Genomic DNA, 18897 nt, shown 5'->3' on the forward strand with positions numbered 1-18897 from the left:
TTACATCGTGTCCTTCGGCTTCGCCCAGGATAAACCACAACCGAATGTTTTGAGCACTTTTCGACTGTGCTCAAGGTGACAAAATATTTCACATGCCTTGTAGATTCCTACTTTAGCAATGACATCATAACATTTTTAAGCAAACCACTGCCCCCAAGGGATACGGCTCAAAATCAACAATAGGCCCAATCCGTAAAAAATGGATATGGTTTTGAACTTTCTAACGCTTTCCATCAACTTTTTGTGACGGGACCACCCCATAGTAATCAACACCAATGCAATAATATTAATGAACGGATGCTCTACCGCCAATAAGCGCGCAGGAGCGTTAAGCCCGCTCATACCCAAGGTCTGTATGGCCTTAAGACCGTTTGTTGAGGTAAAGTACAATAAAAGTCCGACCAATAGCTGAATGTGGCTCAGTATTAGTGCAAATAGGCTTACACGAAGGTCCTTTTGCATAGTAAAGTCCTTTTTGCCCAACCAGCCGGCAATGGCATTGACCACTGCGATTACCAAAACGGCCAAAACCACGTAGGCCAAATAAGAGTGTAGGTTTTTAATGATTTCCATAGGTATAGTTTGAGCTCCTAAAAATACGGAATTTTGGAGATAAAAAAAGCCCCTTGCAAAACAAGGGGCTTTTAATATTATGAAAAGAGTTTATTAGAAATCGTAACGCAAAGTAACGTTCCAAGTTCTACCCCATCCAAAGTAACCTTGGTTGGAAACGTTGATACCCTTATAAGTTTCATCGCCAGCTTCAACAGGATTATTTGTTGTTAAGCGAGAAATATAAATGTGATTCAATAGGTTATTAACGTTGGCTCTTATTTTCAATTGCTTTGTTTTGTTTGCGCCAAGAGGAACACTAAAAGTTGCACCGGCATCCATTAAGCTATATGCAGGTAATTTCAAGTTATCCTTAACAGCACCTACATCGGAATAAAGATCTCCGTAATATCTCCAGTCAGAATCAACAGCGAACATATCGTTAATTCTATAAGAGAAACCAAGACCACCAGAAGTTTGGGCCGCACCACCTACTTTTCCACCGTCATAATCAACAGTTTCAGTACTTAGGACATTTCTTTCCTCATCGGTAACTTGTGTTACTGCACTACCTTGGTATTTCCAGTCTCCAATAGATGCAAATCCATTGATGGAAAGACCTGGCATTGGTCTAAATTTAAAATCCAATTCAGCACCGGTATGCAATTGTTCTGTCCCAAAGTTTGTTTCGAATGTAACTACATCGTCAACAACGTCGGAGCTTGTAACCACCCTGTCTTTCCAAGAGGTTCTGTACAAGTTTATATTGGCAGAGAACATAGCGCTTGAAAAACCATAACCAGCTTCCAAACCAAGAATTTTCTCGTTCTCGGTCAATGGATTTACTTGGTTGGTAAAGTTCAAGTAAATGTTATCGTGATATGGCTGACGGTTATAATATCCTGCGTTTGCGTAGAAACTATGTTGGGATGTTGGCGTGTAGCTAAATCCTGCCTTGGCATTGTACCCGAAGTTGTTCACTTTTTCAGAATCCGTACCTGGCTCAATATCTGCTGGTAATGGCTCTCCTGTCCATTGAGATGACGTCCCATTGATCAAAGCTTCATCAGCATATTGATAGAAATCAAATCTCTGGTGGTACTGATTGGAAATAGAACCTTGGAAGAAGGTAGAGAATGTGTCCGTAGCGTATTCCAATTGTGTGAACAATCCACCGTAAGAGATGCGCTCATCGTTGCTATAAGCAATTTTTTGATCTTCAGGATAAGAATTAAAGGCAGCTGCCCATCCAGATGGTCTGAAGGATTCAGTAGCTATCACCTGCTTGTATGTACCAAAGGTACCATAAGATTCGTGGTTGTTGTTTTGGTCGATCAGACGAATGTTCTCTTGCCAAGAATCCAATCCGTGGAAATCTGAAACTACCCTAAAGTGTTTACCGTAGTATGTTCTTAAATCGAAACCTACATTCCAAGTTAAATTATCACTTAACTGTTTTTCAAAGTTTGAAATCAATCCGTACCAGTTGTGCAAGTTCATGGATGCACGGGTAACATAACCACCTCCTGCGGCGAAATATCCTCCTTCACCATTGGGCACACTTTGGTTGAATGCGTAGATTGCATCATAGTCAATTCGCCCTTCGGCCGTTCTGATACGGTCACCACGGTTTCCTGTTCCACCTCCATTACCCCAAGAGGCATAAAGTACTGTGGAAAGGTTAGCTGTTTCGCTAATAGTCCAGTCCCAGTTAAGGTTGGCCACAGGCTTGTGATAAAAGTTTCTTCTTTCGGTCAAGTATTGACCATTGTATGTACCCCAGTTGTTGTTATATCTTCTACCATACTCCAAATAATCTGAAATTGGCTTGGTAAAGTTTTGATCGTGGAACTGAGGAGCACCAGTTAGCAAAAAGTTGAAGTTATGTGAAGCACTTGGTCTGTAACCAACAGAAATAAAATACGTTTGTCCTTCTCCAAAGTTACCTTCGTTGTAACCATCACCTTGCCAGTGAGACAACATAACACTCATACCCCATCCTTTATCTGAAATACCTGTATTGTATCCAGCAGATGTTTTGATATAGTTATTGTTGGCAACAGTTGCATAACCAAATCCACCTTCGTCCATCTCAGTGGCCTTGGTCACAAAGTTTACGGTACCTCCTACTGAGGAGATAGCCAATTTTGAAGATCCCAAACCTCTTTGAATCTGGATACCAGAAGCAATATCATTGATTCCTGACCAGTTGGACCAGTACATTTTACCGTCTTCCATTCCGTTAATTGGCTGACCGTTCAAAAGGAAAGCAGTGTTATCTTGCTCAAATCCTCTCACCCTCATGTCGGTATCACCAAAACCTCCTGACTGACCAGATACATACACAGATGGTGTGTTTACCAAGGTCATGGTAACGTCTTGCGTACCTATTTTTTCTTGAATTGTTTTAATTGGCACGGAAGACACTGCAATCGGAGTCTGTCTATCTGTTGCAAGGTCAATAATTCCGGTACCTACAACAACAACCTCACCGAGTTCTTCTGCATCGGGCATTAGCGAAATAGTTCCTAAGCTACCAGAAGAAGAGAAAGGAATTGATTTGGAAACAAATCCTATATAAGATACAATCAATGTTCCCGAGCTTTGGTTTACTTCCAAAGTAAAGTTACCGTCGAAATCGGTAGATGTTCCTGTCCTGGTACCTTTAACCATTACAGTTGCTCCTGGTAACGGTCCGCCTAAATCCCCGTCGACAACCGTTCCAGTAAGAGTTCCTTGTGCAAATGCCATTGCTGAAACAAAAATAGCCGCAATAGCCAAGTAGAATCTTTTCATTTAATTCAGTGTTTAAGTGTTTTATTAGCCCTGCAAATGTGATCCATTTTTGGATTACACCCATTAAGCCAAAGTTAAAATCGATCAAATATAATTAACACTAAATTAACAAACAAAAATCCCTGACAAACAATTATTTACGGTTTTCACAACTATTTGAGAAGATGACGATCTACCCCTTAAAATAATGCAAAAGGTTCAGTGTAGAGCTGTCGTGTTTGCCGATTGTTGAATTTTCTATGTCGGATAAAATATTTTTTGCCAATTGCTTGCCCAATTCAACACCCCATTGATCATAACTGAATATGTTCCAAATTACCCCTTGTACAAATATCTTGTGTTCGTACAGGGCCACTAGGGCACCCAAACTTTTTGGCGTAAGCTTATCTATTAAAATGGTATTTGTGGGTTTATTGCCCTCAAATATTTTAAAAGGAAGCAGTTCTTGGACTTTTTCCCCCGAGAGACCCTGCGTCTCCAATTCTTGCTTAACCTCATCCGATGTTTTCCCGTTCATCAGAGCTTCGGTCTGCGCAAAAAAGTTGGCCATTAATTTATTATGATGGTCCACATCACCGTGCAACGAATTCTTGAAACCGATAAAATCGGTCGGAATCAGTTTGGTGCCTTGATGTATCAGCTGGAAAAAAGCATGTTGTGAGTTGGTTCCCGGTTCTCCCCATATTATTGTGCCGGTTTCGTGACCTACCCGATTGCCCGACCTATCCATACTTTTTCCGTTGCTTTCCATAATCCCTTGCTGCAAGTATGCCGAAAAACGGTGAAGATATTGGGTGTAGGGAATAACGGCTTCGGTCTCCGCACCATAAAAATTGTTGTACCAAACACTGATCAGTGCCAGCACAACGGGGATATTATCCTTGAACGGTGTTTCCTTAAAATGAACATCCATTTCGTTGGCCCCGGTTAAAAGCTGCTCAAAATTCTCGTAACCCACGGAAAGGGCAATAGACAAACCTACGGCACTCCAAAGGGAAAACCTGCCCCCGACCCAATCCCACATGGGAAATACGTTCTCATCGGCAATACCGAACTCTTGTATCTTTTCCAGATTGGTCGACACGGCAACAAAATGATCGGCCACGTCTTTTTCCTTAGCGTTTTGTAGAAACCATCTTTTTATGGTCAGGGCGTTGCTCAAGGTTTCTTGAGTGGTAAACGATTTGGATACAATCACAAATAGTGTGGTCTCTGGATCAAGTTCCTTTAACACTTCGTGCACCAAATCACCATCCACATTACTTACAAAATGGATCTTAAGGTCGTTTTGATAAAACTTGAGTGCCTCGGTTACCATTACAGGCCCCAAATCCGAACCTCCAATACCAATGTTCACCACATCTGTAAAGGGTTTACCTGTATGCCCTTTTCGTTCACCGGAAATTACCGCATCGGAAAAGGATTTTATTTTATCCTTTACCTCAAAAACCTCATCTACAATGTTTACTCCATCAACATAAATCTCCTCGCCTTTTTTTGCCCGCAAAGCGGTATGCAATACGGCACGCCCTTCGGTCTGGTTGATAAGCTCTCCTTGGAAATAACTTTTTAAACTATCTTTTAAACCGACTTCCTCGGCCAGTTGCAACAACAACTCCAAGGTTTTATCGGAGATCCTATTTTTAGAATAGTCCACCAAAAAATCGTTCCATTGAATGGAAAGTTTTTTTCCACGTCCTTCTTCCGAAAACAGTTCCCTTAAATGTACTTCTTTGGTTTCTTGATAATGCTGTTGAAGTTTTTTCCAGGCGTTGGTAGCAGTAGGGTTGATTGTGGGTAGTGCCATTACTGGTTATATGATATTAGGGTTTCTTCAGATTCGAAAGGTGATGGATCGGCATATTCTATGCAATCCAATTGTTCTTTTAATGGTGAAATATGTGCCAGATAATCCGTACGCAACGAATCCGCTATAGGTTCTGCCGCGGGAAGTTTCTCTTTTAAGGGATCCACCTGTCTGCCATTTTTCCAAAAACGATAACAAACATGGGGGCCACCCGTATTACCGGTCATGCCCACCCATCCAATAACATCGCCTTGTCGGACAAACTCGCCCTTTTTTACTTTTTGGGCTTTCATGTGGAGGTATTGTGTGCTATAGGTCCCGTTATGCTTTATTTTAACATATTTTCCGTTGCCCCCTCTTCGAGTGGATTCCGTTACGGTACCGTCGGCAGTTGCCACAATTGGCGTACCTACCGGTGCGGCATAATCTGTTCCTTTATGGGGCCTAACTTTATAACCATAGTAAGCGATTCTACGCTTTAAGTTATATCTTGAGGAAAGCCTATATCCAAATTTTATCGGCGCCCTTAAAAAAGTGCTTCTTAAGTTATTGGCTTCCTGATCGTAATAATCCAAAATATTGTTTACCGTATCCGCTACGTATGGGAAGGCATAGACTTCACGGCCTTTGTGTTCAAAAAGCGCCGCTTTTATGGGGCCACGGCCCGCGTAAACCGTATCGTTGATATAGCGTTCATCAAAAATCACTTTAAATTTATCGCCTTTTTCCAGTCTAAAAAAGTCAATGGTCCACGCATAAATTTCTGATAGACCGATGGTAACACCGTAATCTACCCCCAAGTTGTCCATAGCTTCCGATAAACTACTGGTTATAACTCCACCTACCTCTCTTTCCCTTAAGGTCACCTCCTTTTTGTTCTTGTAGGCCACAGCCGTATCCCGAAGGTCTACAACAGTATAATTGATCTTATCGTTCTGATATATAAAAACTTCGGCCACTTCCGAAGTATCTTTCGATTTTAAGATAACGTAGGGTTTACCAACCTGTATTTTGCGCACGTCGAAGGTGTCCCTAAAATTTTCTGATATAGTGGCAATCTTTGGATAGTCCACTTTGTTTTTGAGCATTAGCTCCCCAAAACTGTCCCCTCTGCGAACGGTATCGTGGACTACTTTAAATTCTTTAAGATCAAAACCATAATGCAAGACCGGTGGTTTCACAATAGTTTCAACCGTTGCCACCTCTTCCAATGGTTCTCTTGTTTCTTTGCATGACACCAATACAACCATAAGTGTCAACATTGCCCCAATAATTCTATGCATTTCTATTCCTTGTATTCTACGTTTGCTGGGTTAAAAATATGATCCACCCATTGTTTACCCCACGTATCCAGTTCATAATCTGAGTACAAAGTTGGGAAAAATATTATTTTCTGAAAACTAGGGGGCAAATACTCTTTCCAATTTGTCCCTCCCGTGGCCTCTACATCCTTGCCTTCCTTGGCCAAATATCTATGGGCCGAGCCCATGTGCATTAACGGCCAATTAACGTTGGCGTTCATATCCAACTCCTTTAACGCAGAGATCAATTCTTCATTGTTCCGCGATACCTCGGGCAATTGCAGATATTTATGATAAATAGTACTGTTCTTTACCGCGTTGGCAATTCGTAAAAGTCGTGGGGTATATCGCACCTCAAACTGTTTTAGGGTGAGTGTTTTCTCCCCAGTGGCCAAATCGGTGGCCCCTTTTTTCCAGTATACCTGCTCAAACAATTCTTCAATGGTATTTTCTGATGAGAATGTGTCCCTTTGCGTGGAATGTACCAAATTTTCCAATGGTGTGGCGTAGAACTCTATCATCCTATACTGTGCGGACTGAAATCCACTTGCTGGCAACAAGGCCATCCGATATCTCAGGAACTGCTCCCGCTCCATCCCTTTGATCATTATACTGAATGAAGAGATGAGTGCTTTGAAATAACTGTTTATTCGCCGTGCCTTTTCGGTAAAAAAAAGTACATCCTGTGACCTGTCCTCTACAATTTGCTTTTGCTCATGAAGAATAAGTTTAAAATAAAGTTCCGTGATCTGGTGGTACATAATGAAGATTTCCTCGTCGGGAAAATGCGTTCTGGGCACCTGTAGACTGAGCAGGGTGTCCAAATGAATGTAATCCCAATAGGTGAGGTATTTTTGATAGAGCAGGCCGTCCAAGTACGAACTCAGGTCTTGGCCCGAATTTTTGAACTTTTCTTCTAGCTTGTTTATCTGGGAAGCGATTTTTGCATTCTTGTCCATTAATGCCTACTACTATTTCATTATTATTTTAAACTGGTTCTTTAAACCGTTGTAGCCATCCAAATCCGCTTTGAGCGAGCCTACGGCCAAATCCGCCTTGATCCTGATAGGAATTTTGTTCCAATCGTTTGATACCCAAAGAGTGAGACTCTCTTTTTCTTTAAAAACACGTCCGGACTGAACCAATGGCCTAAATTTAAGACATTCCACCTTTCCAAACTTGGTTCTGAGTATTTCTTTTCCCAAATATTTTAATTGAAACTTGAACACCCCATCATCATCAAACAACATATCCAGGTTTATGGCATCCCCGATCTCGAATTCTTCCAAATTGTAATTGCTCCTTAAAAAATATGAGGCAGATATCAAATCCTGTATTTGATCATGGATGGGAATATTCATTTTAGTGCCGTTCTTATTGTCTTTGAGTATGGCCTTGTCCTCCTTGTAATCAAAATCGATCTCGATATCCTTGGTATAGCCACCTTCATCAATCTTACGGATAAACTTGTAGGGTTTCCCATGATCAATATCAAAATAGCTTTCGTAGGTGTCGTCCACCTTAAAAAATATACTGGCAAAACCCGTTGTTTTTCCCCTGCCGACCACGTGGTACACAGGAACCCCGTTCAACGTATTGGTAGTTAGGTGCATTGTTGCATAACTCGCATTCAGGAACCCGTAGTGTATCCTAAACTTGAGCCATTCCCCTGGTTTAAAAGCTGGCCTGGGTTCTTGCCCATTTGCCGATATTGCCATTATGAGCAATAGTAAGGGCGTCAGTATCTTTTTCATAAACAATTAATTGATATAAAATTAGTAAAATAGCTTTAGGGGTTATGCTGTTTTACATATACTTAAACAAAACTTATTCCAAAATAGTATAACAAAAAAAGCCCAGTCTCGAGACTGGGCTTTTCCTAAATAACCAACCAAACTTTAAATTATGAAAAACCAATACTTAAAGTTATAAGGGAACCACCCCTTATGTGGGTGTAAAGATACGGCAGCATTTTGTAGGAAAAAGTGTTTTTAACGGACTTTAACTAAAGTCGCTAAGAATTGGTTGTTTTTGTTCTTGTTTTTGACAATTTTTTAAGATTGTCCAACATTTTATACAAGGATTGCAATCAAAACCAATAGCCCACGCTCACAAAAAAATTACCGTTATCCACTTCGGGCGACCACGAATAATATAATTGGATCGGACCAAGAAAAGACTCAAAGCCATAACCCAGTCCAAAACCGATAAAATTGGGCTCCTCGAACCAATCTCCGGTCCTAAAAAGGTCATCGGCCACATTGGCAATGTTCGCGGAAAACAACATATGTTGTTTTGGCGCGAACCTATAGTCCAATCGGCCATAGCTCTTTACATAACTATTACCCGGTATGCTGAGAAAATCGTATCCGAAAAATGGTGTAAAATTGTTTACAAAATTATTCCCGAAACCTCCAAGGATAAAATCAAAAGTAGCTACAGAGGATGTTCCCAGTTTTACACCCCCCTCGGTCTCCAAGTTTAGGCTAAGATTATGGAACAATGAAAACACCCCGCCCAATTTAGCCTTGGCGATCGCAAATTCTTTAAAATTTTTGTTGTAATCGGAAGAAAAGGCATAAAAATGAAAATCCCCATCGAACAAAAGTCCCTTGGTCGGGAAATATTTATCGTCGTAAGTATCCAATTTAATCTGGGAATAAGCACTAAAATAATTGGAATTCTCAAAATTGCTCCTTCTATTGGCAGATTGGGATCCTTCTTCCGCCTCGGGGTCCACTTGGTTCAGTGTGCGTGTACTATAATTTATAAATTTATGCTCCGCCCCGATCACAAAGGCAAATTCCTCCTGTAGAACTGTTTGCAAATATACCTGGTTGGTTAGATCTGTCACATCTACATTGATCCGTTGGATATTGGGGTCGTCCGGAACATTAAAATTGCCCCGAATCAGGGAAAAGTCGATATCTGCATCAAAATCGGTGAGTCTGGAATTTACCCCAAAACTCCAATAGTAGCCTTTATCCAAGTAATACTGCATATTGTACCGGATATGGTCCCCCAAAATAAAATCGAAGGATGCCACATCGTCTTTCATCAAAAAGTTTTTCTTGGTCAGGTTGATCAGGGCGGCACTTTTGTACAGGTCATCGTAATGTGCAGACATTTTGATGAACATTTTAGTTGGCTCTTCCTTAAGTTTTAAAATCAAGTCGGTGCCCAACCCATTTGAAACAAGGTCGTACCGAATGGCCTTAAAGTTACCCGTAGCAGAAAGATTGTTTATCCCTTGCTTTAAATCTTCAAAAGCAATCTTTTCCGATAAGTTGAACCTTAGTTTTCCTTTTATATAACCACGGGTATACCTATCGTTCCCCTCTATGATCATCCTATTAATGGTAAGGCTATCCATCAACTTAATGTTCTTTTTTGGTTTGGGTTCACTTTTTTGGGCCTCTGCAATCTGCACAAACTGGTCCATTTTGGCTCGTGCCGATATTTCGCCATTGTCAATGATCTCCCTACCTCTTTCAAAATCGATTACGGAAAACTCATCTATATCGGGCCTAATATAAATGTCTGTTTTCTTGGATTTTGATTTCATGTCGTTTACCGTACGATAATTGTTGATCTGCAATAAAATTTCCGTAGCGGAAGAAAGTGATTCTCGCGTGGCCAAGTCGTGTTGAACATCTACTCCAATGATGATGTCGGCCCCCATTGCTTTTACATGATCAATAGGATAGTTGTTTACCACGCCTCCGTCAATTAAAATTTGCCCCTCTATCTCGGCCGGCTCAAACAAAGAAGGAAACGTTCCGCTGGCCACAATGGCCTCGGGCAAATACCCTTTGTCCAGCAAAATCTCCTCTCCAGTTTCCACATTGGTGGCCACACACAAAAATGGGATGGGCAATTTTCCAAAGTCTTGTACGTCCTTGACATGAAAAAGCAACTGCACCAGAAGATTGTAGATGTTCTGTCCACCCGAAATTGCCTGTGGAAACGATACTTTAAAATTCTCAAACGGCAACGAAAGCGCATACCGTTCCGAATCTTCTTTTTCGTAAAAAGTTTTGGCGCCACGAGGCACATTGTCCTGTATAAGATCTGTAAAATCGGTACTTTTAAAAATGGAGTCCAGTTGATGTGCGGAATAGCCCGAGGCATATAGTGCACCAACAATGGCGCCCATGCTTGTTCCTCCGATATAATCGATTTGTACTCCCGCTTCTTCTAAAACTTTTAGTGTACCGATATGTGCCAAACCCTTTGCACCACCTCCACTTAGCACAAGCCCCACCTTGGGCGGTGTATTGTCCTTGGCGCTTTGGGCCATGGCACATAAACCGACCATGGCAAATACTATTGTAATGATGAGACCTTTTTTATGCATGGCTATTTATGAAAGGTTTTATAGATTTTTTTTGCTTTTGATGCCCCCACGGAAGCAGTTAAATTTTCGAGCGAGGCTTCCTTGATGCGTTTTACCGATTTAAAGCTTTTTAATAATTGTTGAGCTGTTTTTTCCCCAATTCCCTCAATGTTCACCAACTCGGAGTTAATGGCACCCTTGCTTCTTTTGTTTCTATGGTGGGTAATACCAAAACGGTGTGCTTCGTTCCTGAGCTGCTGAATAATTTTTAGGGATTCCGATCTTTTGTCCAAATATAATGGGACGGGGTCGTCCGGAAAATAGATCTCCTCCAAGCGTTTTGCAATGCCCACTATGGCAATTTTTCCTCTCAGGCCCAATACTTCGAGACTTTTTAATGCCGAGGACAATTGCCCTTTCCCCCCATCTATCACAATTAGCTGTGGCAGGGGCTCTTCTTTGCTGAGCAATCGTTTGTATCTCCTATGGACAACCTCTTCCATACTGGCAAAATCGTCGGGGCCCTCTACCGTTTTTATGTTAAAATGGCGATAATCTTTTTTAGAGGGCTTACCATCTTTAAAAACCACACATGCCGCCACAGGGTTACTGCCTTGAATATTGGAATTGTCAAAACATTCAATATGTCGAGGTTCTTCCGATAGGCGAAGATCTGTCTTCATTTGGGCCATGATCCGTTTGGTATGGCGATCTGGGTCGGTTATTTTAATTTGTTTCAATTTATCCTGTCGATAAAAACGGGCGTTCCGTTCCGATAGATCCAATATCCTACGCTTATCCCCTAATTTGGGCAGTGTTACCTTTAAATCATCATCAACAGTAACGGCAAATGGAAGGTAAATTTCTTTTGATCTTGAACTGAACCGTTGTCGAATCTCGGTAATAGCCAATTGCAGCAACTCCTCATCAGATTCTTCCAGTTTCTTTTTAATCTCCATGGTATGGGACCGGATTATGGCACCATGTGACAATTGCAAAAAATTGACATAACCATGGGTCTCATCAGAAATAATGGTGAACACATCTACATTGTTTATTTTCGGGTTCACCACTGTAGATTTTGCCTGATAATTCTCGAGTACTTCGATTTTATCTTTGACCCGTTGTGCCTTTTCAAATTCCATTTGCTCGGCATAGTCGGTCATTTGTTGCCGAAATGTCTGTATGGAGCTTTTTAGGTTCCCTTTGATAATCTGCCTAATATCCTCGATCTGGTTTAGGTATTCTTTTTCGCTCTGCAGCCTTTCACAAGGTCCCAAGCAATTTCCCAAGTGGTAATCCAAGCACACCTTATATTTTCCGGATCTTATCTTTTCTTCAGAAAGGTCATAATTACATGTCCTTAAAGGGTAAAGGCCCTTTACCAAATCCAACAACGTCCTAACTGTTTTCATGCTGGTGTAAGGCCCAAAATATTCGGATCCGTCCTTGATCAGCTTTCTTGTAGAAAAAACCCTGGGAAAACGCTCGTTCTTAATACAGATCCACGGGTAGGATTTATCATCCTTGAGCAGCACGTTGTAACGGGGCCTTAATTTTTTGATCAAATTGTTTTCCAACAAAAGTGCGTCCGACTCCGTAGGGACTACAATATGTTTTATGGAGTCTATTTTCTTGACAAGCACCCTGGTTTTTCCATACTCCTGCTTTTTATTGAAATATGAAGAAACCCTCTTCTTAAGGTTCTTGGCCTTGCCCACATAGAGTATTTTACCATCTGTATCATAAAATTGATACACTCCGGGATTGTCAGGGAGTGCACTCAACTGTACTTTTAATGATGCTGATCTGGACATAAAAGCTTAAAAAATGGACCTCAAAGGATTTACAACAAAGTTATATTTTATAAATGGGGTTTATTGTTAAACTTGATCAATTCCTTATTTGGATCGACGCCTAAGGTATCTCAATGCACAAATGATACAAATCTAAATCGGAATTAAATTTGGCAACAATTTGCGAAGGATCAATAGATTGGGGTTTTTCCACAAATAAACTATGGAAAAACCCCAGTTCCATGTTAACAAACCAGTTTAATTTGTTAAACAGTTGCTAAATATTGTGTATTTCACCGATAAAATGTGCAGTTCATGGTATATTTTTCAATTGTTTTACTTACATTTAACGGTATAAAAACAATCCAATGGAAAACTATATCATTGTTTTGGGAATGTACTTGATTTTGATGCTGTTCTTCAAAATCTTTTTCTCCGTTGCAACAAAGGGAGAGTAATTTTTTTATAGTACCCCCAAATAACCCCTTAATCTTCAACAGTAAATGTTGAAACGTGAACTAAGAAAAAAATATAAAAATCTGAGGATGGGATTATCCCCGGCACAAGCCTCCGATTTTAGTTTGATTTTAGCAAACGAATTACTACAAATCCCGATTTGGGATTTTTTTTATTACCATACTTTTCTGAGTATGGAGGATAAAGTCGAAGTGGACACTCTTCCCTTGATCACCTTGCTACAGGGTAAGGACAAAAATATTGTTGTTCCCAAAGTTGCAGGCCCAAACTCCATGGAGAATTATCTGCTCACAGATAGCATAACGATCAAAAAAAGCCCTTACGGTGTTCCAGAGCCAATTGATGGCATAGAGATTCCGGAAAACAAAATTGATGTGGTGTTTGTTCCTTTATTGGCATTTGACACTACTGGAAACAGAGTGGGGTATGGCAAAGGCTATTACGATGGCTTTTTGAACAAGTGCAGAAAAGAAACCGTAAAAATTGGCCTTTCCTTTTTTGGACCGGAAACGGAGCCTATTTCGGATATCAACACGAATGATGTAAAATTGGATTATTGTGTAACCCCGGAAAAGATCTACAAATTTTAATTGCCCAAATCTTCCCTTACCTCGTTGGCCTCATCGTTTTTCGGAAAGGCTTTTTTGTTGAACACTATTAAAATACCTACTCCTGTACTTATCGCAGTATCCGCTATATTAAAAACGGGTTCAAAAAAACGAAAACGTTGACCTCCCCAAGAAGGAACCCAACTAGGCCAGGTTGTATCCACTAAAGGAAAATAAAGCATATCCACCACTTTACCATGAAACAGGCTCCCGTAGGGCTCATTTGTAAAAAGTGTGGCCACCTGCCCGTTGCTGTGATCAAATATTATCCCGTAGAAAACCGAGTCTATTATATTACCTACAGCTCCGGCAAAAATCAAGGAAACTGCCAACACCAATGTTCTTGGCGATTGTTTTTTAATTATGTCCCAAAGCCAATATCCGATCCCCAAAACCGCAAAAATCCTGAAAATGGTCAACACCAATTTTCCGGTAGGCTCCGAAATTGGTAAAAGATCGCTCAATTTGGTTCCCCATGCAGCTCCTTCATTTTCTATAAATAGAATTTTGAACCAACTGAACACCTCATGTGATTCACCAAGCACAAAACTTGTTTTAATGAAGATTTTACTTATTTGATCCACGAGCAGAATCAAGAGAATGATGATAAGGGACTTTTTTAAACTCATACTTTTAATAAAGGATTGCAAAAATATGGATATTATTTTGTTTTTGTAAGGAAGATGTCCCCTTCTATGGTCTTAAGAACAAATAGATTATGTCCAAAGGGTATGGACTCACCATTTACTTTCCCATAAGTGCTCTCCGCAACTATTTCGCCCTTTGGTGTTGCCAGCAATATATCGCCTTTTTGTGTAGTTACGGTGACGGACTCCGAAACATCCTGCAACGTACAACGGCCATCGGACAAGGTTATATCCAAGTTTTCGTATTTGCCGCTGGAATACACATTGGTATTGGTTCCATAAACCGCAACATTCTTATACTCGGGCACGCGTACTTGCAAAGCAATGGAAACCACTTTATGCGCACTAAGCTTATCGTTCGGATCTACAAAAAGTGGCTGAAAATCGGCACCGATCATTACCGTGGTTCCGTTTTCTTTGATAGAGATCAATAAATCCTTGGCATATTCGCCCTCCATACTGGCGGAGACCTCTACCTCGTTGGAGGTTGTGGTCTGTAGATCAATTCTATAACAATACCGCGAATCGATCTGGATGGTTTCTGTTCTAGGGCCAATAAAAGCTTTTCTAACCAGTTTTTGCCCATGTACGTGCACGAGTGCAAAAAATACCGACAAAAACAACAACGCCCTCATAAAGAAAAAACGCCCTAAGGCGTTTTAATTATTTTTGCATGTTTTTCGCCTCAATACTCAATGTTGCATGGGGCACAAGCTTTAATCGCTCTTTATTGATAAGCTTTCCGGTAACTCGGCAAATTCCGTATGTTTTGTTCTCTATACGAAGTAAGGCGTTTTTAAGGTCGCGGATAAATTTTTCCTGACGTATGGCCAGTTGGGTATTCGCCTCTTTGCTCATGGTCTCCGAACCTTCTTCGAAAGCTTTGAACGTTGGCGAGGTATCGTCCGTGCCATTGTTACCATCGTTCATGTAAGAGCTTTTTAACAGCTCCAAGTGGTTTTTGGCCTTTTCTATTTTTTCCTCGATCAAGGTTCTGAATTCTGCAAGGTCTTTGTCGGAGTATCTTACTTTAGAATCTTCTGCCATTTTCTTAATGTTTTTGAATAAACAATTTTGTGTTCACTTCATCAAAGGTGATCGCTACACCTTCTTCAAGTTTCTCTTCAAAGTTGAGCTCGGCGGTCAGGGTTTCCGTTTTGATGTATTCTTCGTTACTGGAAACTGCATTTTCCACCAGGCCGTCCTTCAATATTTTAATATCAATTTTATCGGTTACCTCGAATCCGGACTCCTTGCGCAAGTTCTGGATTCGGTTTACAAGTTCCCTTGCAATGCCCTCTTTTCTTAAGGTATCGTCTATCGTTACATCCAGGGCTACGGTCAAAGGACCTGAGCTGGCTACCAACCAACCTTCGATATCTTGGGAACTGATCTCTACATCGGTTAACTGTAAATTAACGGTTTTATTTTCCAATAGCAGCAATAATTCTCCTTCGCGTTCAAATTTTTGGATATCCTCTTGACCCAATTTTGATACTTCTGCTGCAATGGCCTTCATGTCCTTGCCGAATTTTGGACCCAACACCTTAAAGTTCGGCTTAATTTGTTTTACCAATACCCCTGAGGCATCATCCAGCATTTCGATCTCCTTTACATTTACTTCGGATTTTACCAAATTCGAGACTGCTTCGATATCGCTTCGTTGTTCATCATCCAAAACCGGTATCATTATTTTTTGAAGCGGCTGACGTACTTTTATTTTTTCCTTTTGACGGATTGAGAGCACCAAAGAAGATATCTTCTGTGCCAATTGCATTTTACGTTCCAAATCCTTGTTTACCATATTGGCATCAAAAACCGGAAAATCCGCCAAATGCACACTTTCAAAACCTTCTTTTTGCGTGGTGGCATCCAAATCCCGGTACAATTGATCCATAAAGAACGGGGCAATCGGTGCGGATAATTTAGCCACGGTTGACAAACAAGTATACAGTGTTTGATAGGCCGAAATCTTATCTTTTTGATAATCACCTTTCCAGAAACGTCTCCTGCTCAACCGCACATACCAGTTACTCAAATTTTCCTGTACATAATCCGAGATCATCCTAGCTGCACGGGTAGCTTCGTAGTCTTCGTAAGCCTCGTCCACATTTTTGATCAAGGTATGGAGTTCGGATAAGATCCATTGGTCGATTTCAGGTCTTTCAGTCAATGGAATATCGGTCTCGGAATAATCAAACTCGTCTATATTGGCATAAAGTGCCATAAAGGAATAGGTGTTGTAGAGTGTTCCAAAGAACTTTCGTTTTACCTCAACTACGCCTTCAATATCAAATTTTAGGTTATCCCAAGGGTTTGCATTGGAAATCATGTACCAGCGGGTAGCATCTGGGCCGTGTTCTGGCAATACCTCGAACGGATCTACGGCATTTCCCAACCTTTTGGACATTTTTTTGCCTTCCTTGTCAAGTACAAGTCCGTTGGAAACCACATTTTTATAGGCTATACTATCAAAAACCATGGTAGCAATGGCATGCAATGTGTAGAACCATCCTCGCGTTTGGTCCACACCTTCGGCTATAAAGTTGGCCGGAAACGCAACACCATCATCTATTAGTTCTTTGTTTTCGAAAGGATAATGCCATTGCGCATAGGGCATGGAGCCACTATCGAACCAAACATCGATCAAATCCGATTCGCGTTTCATGGGTTGCCCAGATGGTGATACCAAAGTGATACCATCCACAATGTTTTTGTGCAGATCGATCTTGTCATAGTTTTCCTCGGTCATGTCGCCCACTACAAAATCTTCGAAAACGTCTTTGTCCATCACTCCAGCTTCAACAGCCTTGGCCATTTCCGATTTAAGCTCTTCCACGGAACCAATGATAATTTCTTCCTTCCCATCTTCGGTCCGCCAAATAGGCAAAGGTATTCCCCAATACCTTGATCGGGACAGGTTCCAATCGTTTGCATTGGCCAACCAGTTCCCAAAACGGCCTTCTCCTGTAGATTTTGGCTTCCAATTTATGGATTGGTTCAGGTCGAACATACGTTCCTTTACATCGGTAACTTTGATGAACCAAGAGTTTAATGGATAATACAAGATAGGCTTGTCCGTTCGCCAACAATTTGGGTAACTGTGTACATATTTCTCGACCTTAAATGCCTTGTTCTCTATTTTAAGTTTGATGGCAATCTCGACATCGACCGATTTTTCGGGTGCTTCACCCTCATCGTAATATTCGTTCTTTACATATTTGCCGCCAAATTCTTTGAGTTCGGGTCTAAACTTCCCCTGTAGGTCTACCAAAGGCACCGGGTTATCGTTCTCATCCAAAACCAGCATGGGAGGCACCTCCGGAGTGGCTTGCTTGGCCACCAGGGCATCGTCCGCACCAAAGGTCGGTGCCGTATGTACAATTCCGGTACCATCTTCGGTGGTTACAAAATCACCAGCAATTACTCGGAAGGCATTCTCGGGGTCTTGGTAAGGTTGCACATAATCGATTAATTGCTCGTACTGTATGCCTACCAAATCTTTACCTACAAATGATCCTCCTATCAAAAATGGAATCTTTTTGTCTCCTTCGCCGAAAGATTTTAATTCCTCCTCGGTTTCTACTTTAAAAAACTTTCCTGAAAAATTGTAGTCCACCAGGTTTTTGGCCACCACAACATTAATAGGCTCGAATGTGTATTGATTGTAAGATTTAACCAATACATACTCAATCCTTGGACCTACGGTCAGAGCCGTGTTCGATGGGAGCGTCCAAGGCGTGGTCGTCCATGCCAAAAAGTGGATGTCTCCCTCGACCTTTTTTAAAAAAGCGGGAAGTGAATCTTGTTTTGCTTTAAATTGGGCCGTGACCGTGGTATCGGTCACATCTTGATAGGTTCCCGGCTGGTTAAGCTCATGGGAGCTTAATCCTGTGCCCGCCTTTGGCGAGTAGGGTTGTATGGTATAGCCTTTATAAATAAGGCCTTTATCGTAAATCTGTTTAAGCAGCCACCAAACAGATTCCATGTATTTGGGCTTGTAGGTTATGTACGGGTCGTCCATATCTACCCAATAGCCCACTTTTTCGGTCATTTCGTTCCAAACATCCGTATATCGCATTACTGCTTTTTTACAGGCTGCGTTGTACTCCTCGACCGATATTTTTTTCCCTATATCCTCTTTGGTAATGCCCAGTTCTTTTTCCACACCAATTTCCACGGGCAGACCATGGGTATCCCATCCGGCCTTTCTTTTCACCTGAAAACCTTTCATGGTCTTGTACCTTGGGAATATGTCCTTGATGGTCCGTGCCATTACATGGTGAATTCCCGGCATTCCGTTTGCAGAGGGCGGTCCTTCAAAAAACACATAGCTCTCCTTGCCTTCCCTGGTGGAAACGCTCTTTTCAAAAATCTGTTGGTCTTTCCAAAAGCTTAGAATTTCTTCAGATACTTTGGGTAAATCCAGCCCTTTATATTCCGCAAACTTCATATACTTCTTCTTCTAGTAGAATTCAAGTTTGCAAAATTATGAATTTAGATGGAATTACGCCTTGCAATTTAATATTAGAATGCACATAATCCCCTTACCCTAAATATGATATGCCAACAGGCTT

General features: G+C 41.1%; 13 protein-coding genes. 1 reads left to right on the forward strand and 12 read right to left on the reverse strand.

Annotated features, from left to right (window positions below; all coding sequences use genetic code 11):
• Nucleotides 1–135: 135 nt before the first annotated feature.
• The 8 genes from ABTP35_RS05500 to uvrC form a co-directional block, all read right to left on the reverse strand.
• A complete protein-coding gene (locus ABTP35_RS05500) occupies nt 136–573 on the reverse strand; it encodes a hypothetical protein (RefSeq protein WP_293298549.1) in 438 nt (145 codons plus the stop codon).
• Nucleotides 574–666: 93 nt separating this feature from the next.
• Nucleotides 667–3348, reverse strand: coding sequence for a TonB-dependent receptor domain-containing protein (locus ABTP35_RS05505; protein WP_293298546.1), 2682 nt, complete (start codon nt 3346–3348; stop codon nt 667–669).
• 172 nt (nt 3349–3520) lie between these two features.
• Entirely contained in the window at nt 3521–5155 is a 1635-nt protein-coding gene (gene pgi, locus ABTP35_RS05510; RefSeq protein ID WP_293298544.1) for a glucose-6-phosphate isomerase, read from the reverse strand.
• Nucleotides 5155–6438, reverse strand: a complete 1284-nt coding sequence (locus ABTP35_RS05515; protein WP_252080812.1) for a peptidoglycan DD-metalloendopeptidase family protein — start codon at nt 6436–6438, stop codon at nt 5155–5157. Before ABTP35_RS05515 ends, pgi begins: the two co-directional genes overlap by 1 nt.
• A 2-nt stretch (nt 6439–6440) precedes the next feature.
• A complete protein-coding gene (locus tag ABTP35_RS05520; protein WP_252080813.1) occupies nt 6441–7415 on the reverse strand; it encodes a tryptophan 2,3-dioxygenase family protein in 975 nt (324 codons plus the stop codon).
• A 12-nt stretch (nt 7416–7427) separates the two neighbouring features.
• Complete coding sequence (locus ABTP35_RS05525; RefSeq protein WP_293298539.1) at nt 7428–8210, reverse strand: DUF3108 domain-containing protein; 783 nt, start codon at nt 8208–8210, stop codon at nt 7428–7430.
• Between the two features lie 335 nt (nt 8211–8545).
• Nucleotides 8546–10813 carry a patatin-like phospholipase family protein gene (locus ABTP35_RS05530; protein WP_293298536.1) on the reverse strand — a complete coding sequence of 756 codons (2268 nt, stop codon included), beginning with the start codon at nt 10811–10813 and terminating at the stop codon, nt 8546–8548.
• Nucleotides 10814–10815: 2 nt separating this feature from the next.
• Nucleotides 10816–12609 (reverse strand): excinuclease ABC subunit UvrC, encoded by a 1794-nt coding sequence (gene uvrC, locus ABTP35_RS05535; protein ID WP_293298533.1) that lies wholly within the window; start codon nt 12607–12609, stop codon nt 10816–10818.
• A 482-nt stretch (nt 12610–13091) separates the two neighbouring features.
• Between uvrC and ABTP35_RS05540 the strand changes: the two genes are divergently transcribed.
• A complete protein-coding gene (locus ABTP35_RS05540; RefSeq protein ID WP_224836174.1) occupies nt 13092–13655 on the forward strand; it encodes a 5-formyltetrahydrofolate cyclo-ligase in 564 nt (187 codons plus the stop codon).
• On the opposite strand, the gene ABTP35_RS05545 is transcribed toward ABTP35_RS05540, so the two are convergent.
• From ABTP35_RS05545 to ileS, 4 genes are read right to left on the reverse strand one after another with little or no spacing between them, the layout of a single operon-like run.
• Nucleotides 13652–14302 (reverse strand): lipoprotein signal peptidase, encoded by a 651-nt coding sequence (locus ABTP35_RS05545; protein ID WP_293298529.1) that lies wholly within the window; start codon nt 14300–14302, stop codon nt 13652–13654. The genes ABTP35_RS05540 and ABTP35_RS05545 overlap by 4 nt on opposite strands.
• 32 nt (nt 14303–14334) lie before the next feature.
• Entirely contained in the window at nt 14335–14937 is a 603-nt protein-coding gene (locus ABTP35_RS05550; RefSeq protein ID WP_224836172.1) for a hypothetical protein, read from the reverse strand.
• Between the two features lie 46 nt (nt 14938–14983).
• Complete coding sequence (locus ABTP35_RS05555) at nt 14984–15367, reverse strand: TraR/DksA C4-type zinc finger protein (protein WP_252080818.1); 384 nt, start codon at nt 15365–15367, stop codon at nt 14984–14986.
• A gap of 4 nt (nt 15368–15371) precedes the next feature.
• Entirely contained in the window at nt 15372–18773 is a 3402-nt protein-coding gene (gene ileS, locus ABTP35_RS05560) for an isoleucine--tRNA ligase (RefSeq protein WP_293298522.1), read from the reverse strand.
• Between the last annotated feature and the right edge of the window lie 124 nt (nt 18774–18897).

It is taken from the genome of Flagellimonas alginilytica (assembly GCF_042134605.1).
Taxonomy (GTDB): domain Bacteria; phylum Bacteroidota; class Bacteroidia; order Flavobacteriales; family Flavobacteriaceae; genus Flagellimonas; species Flagellimonas alginolytica.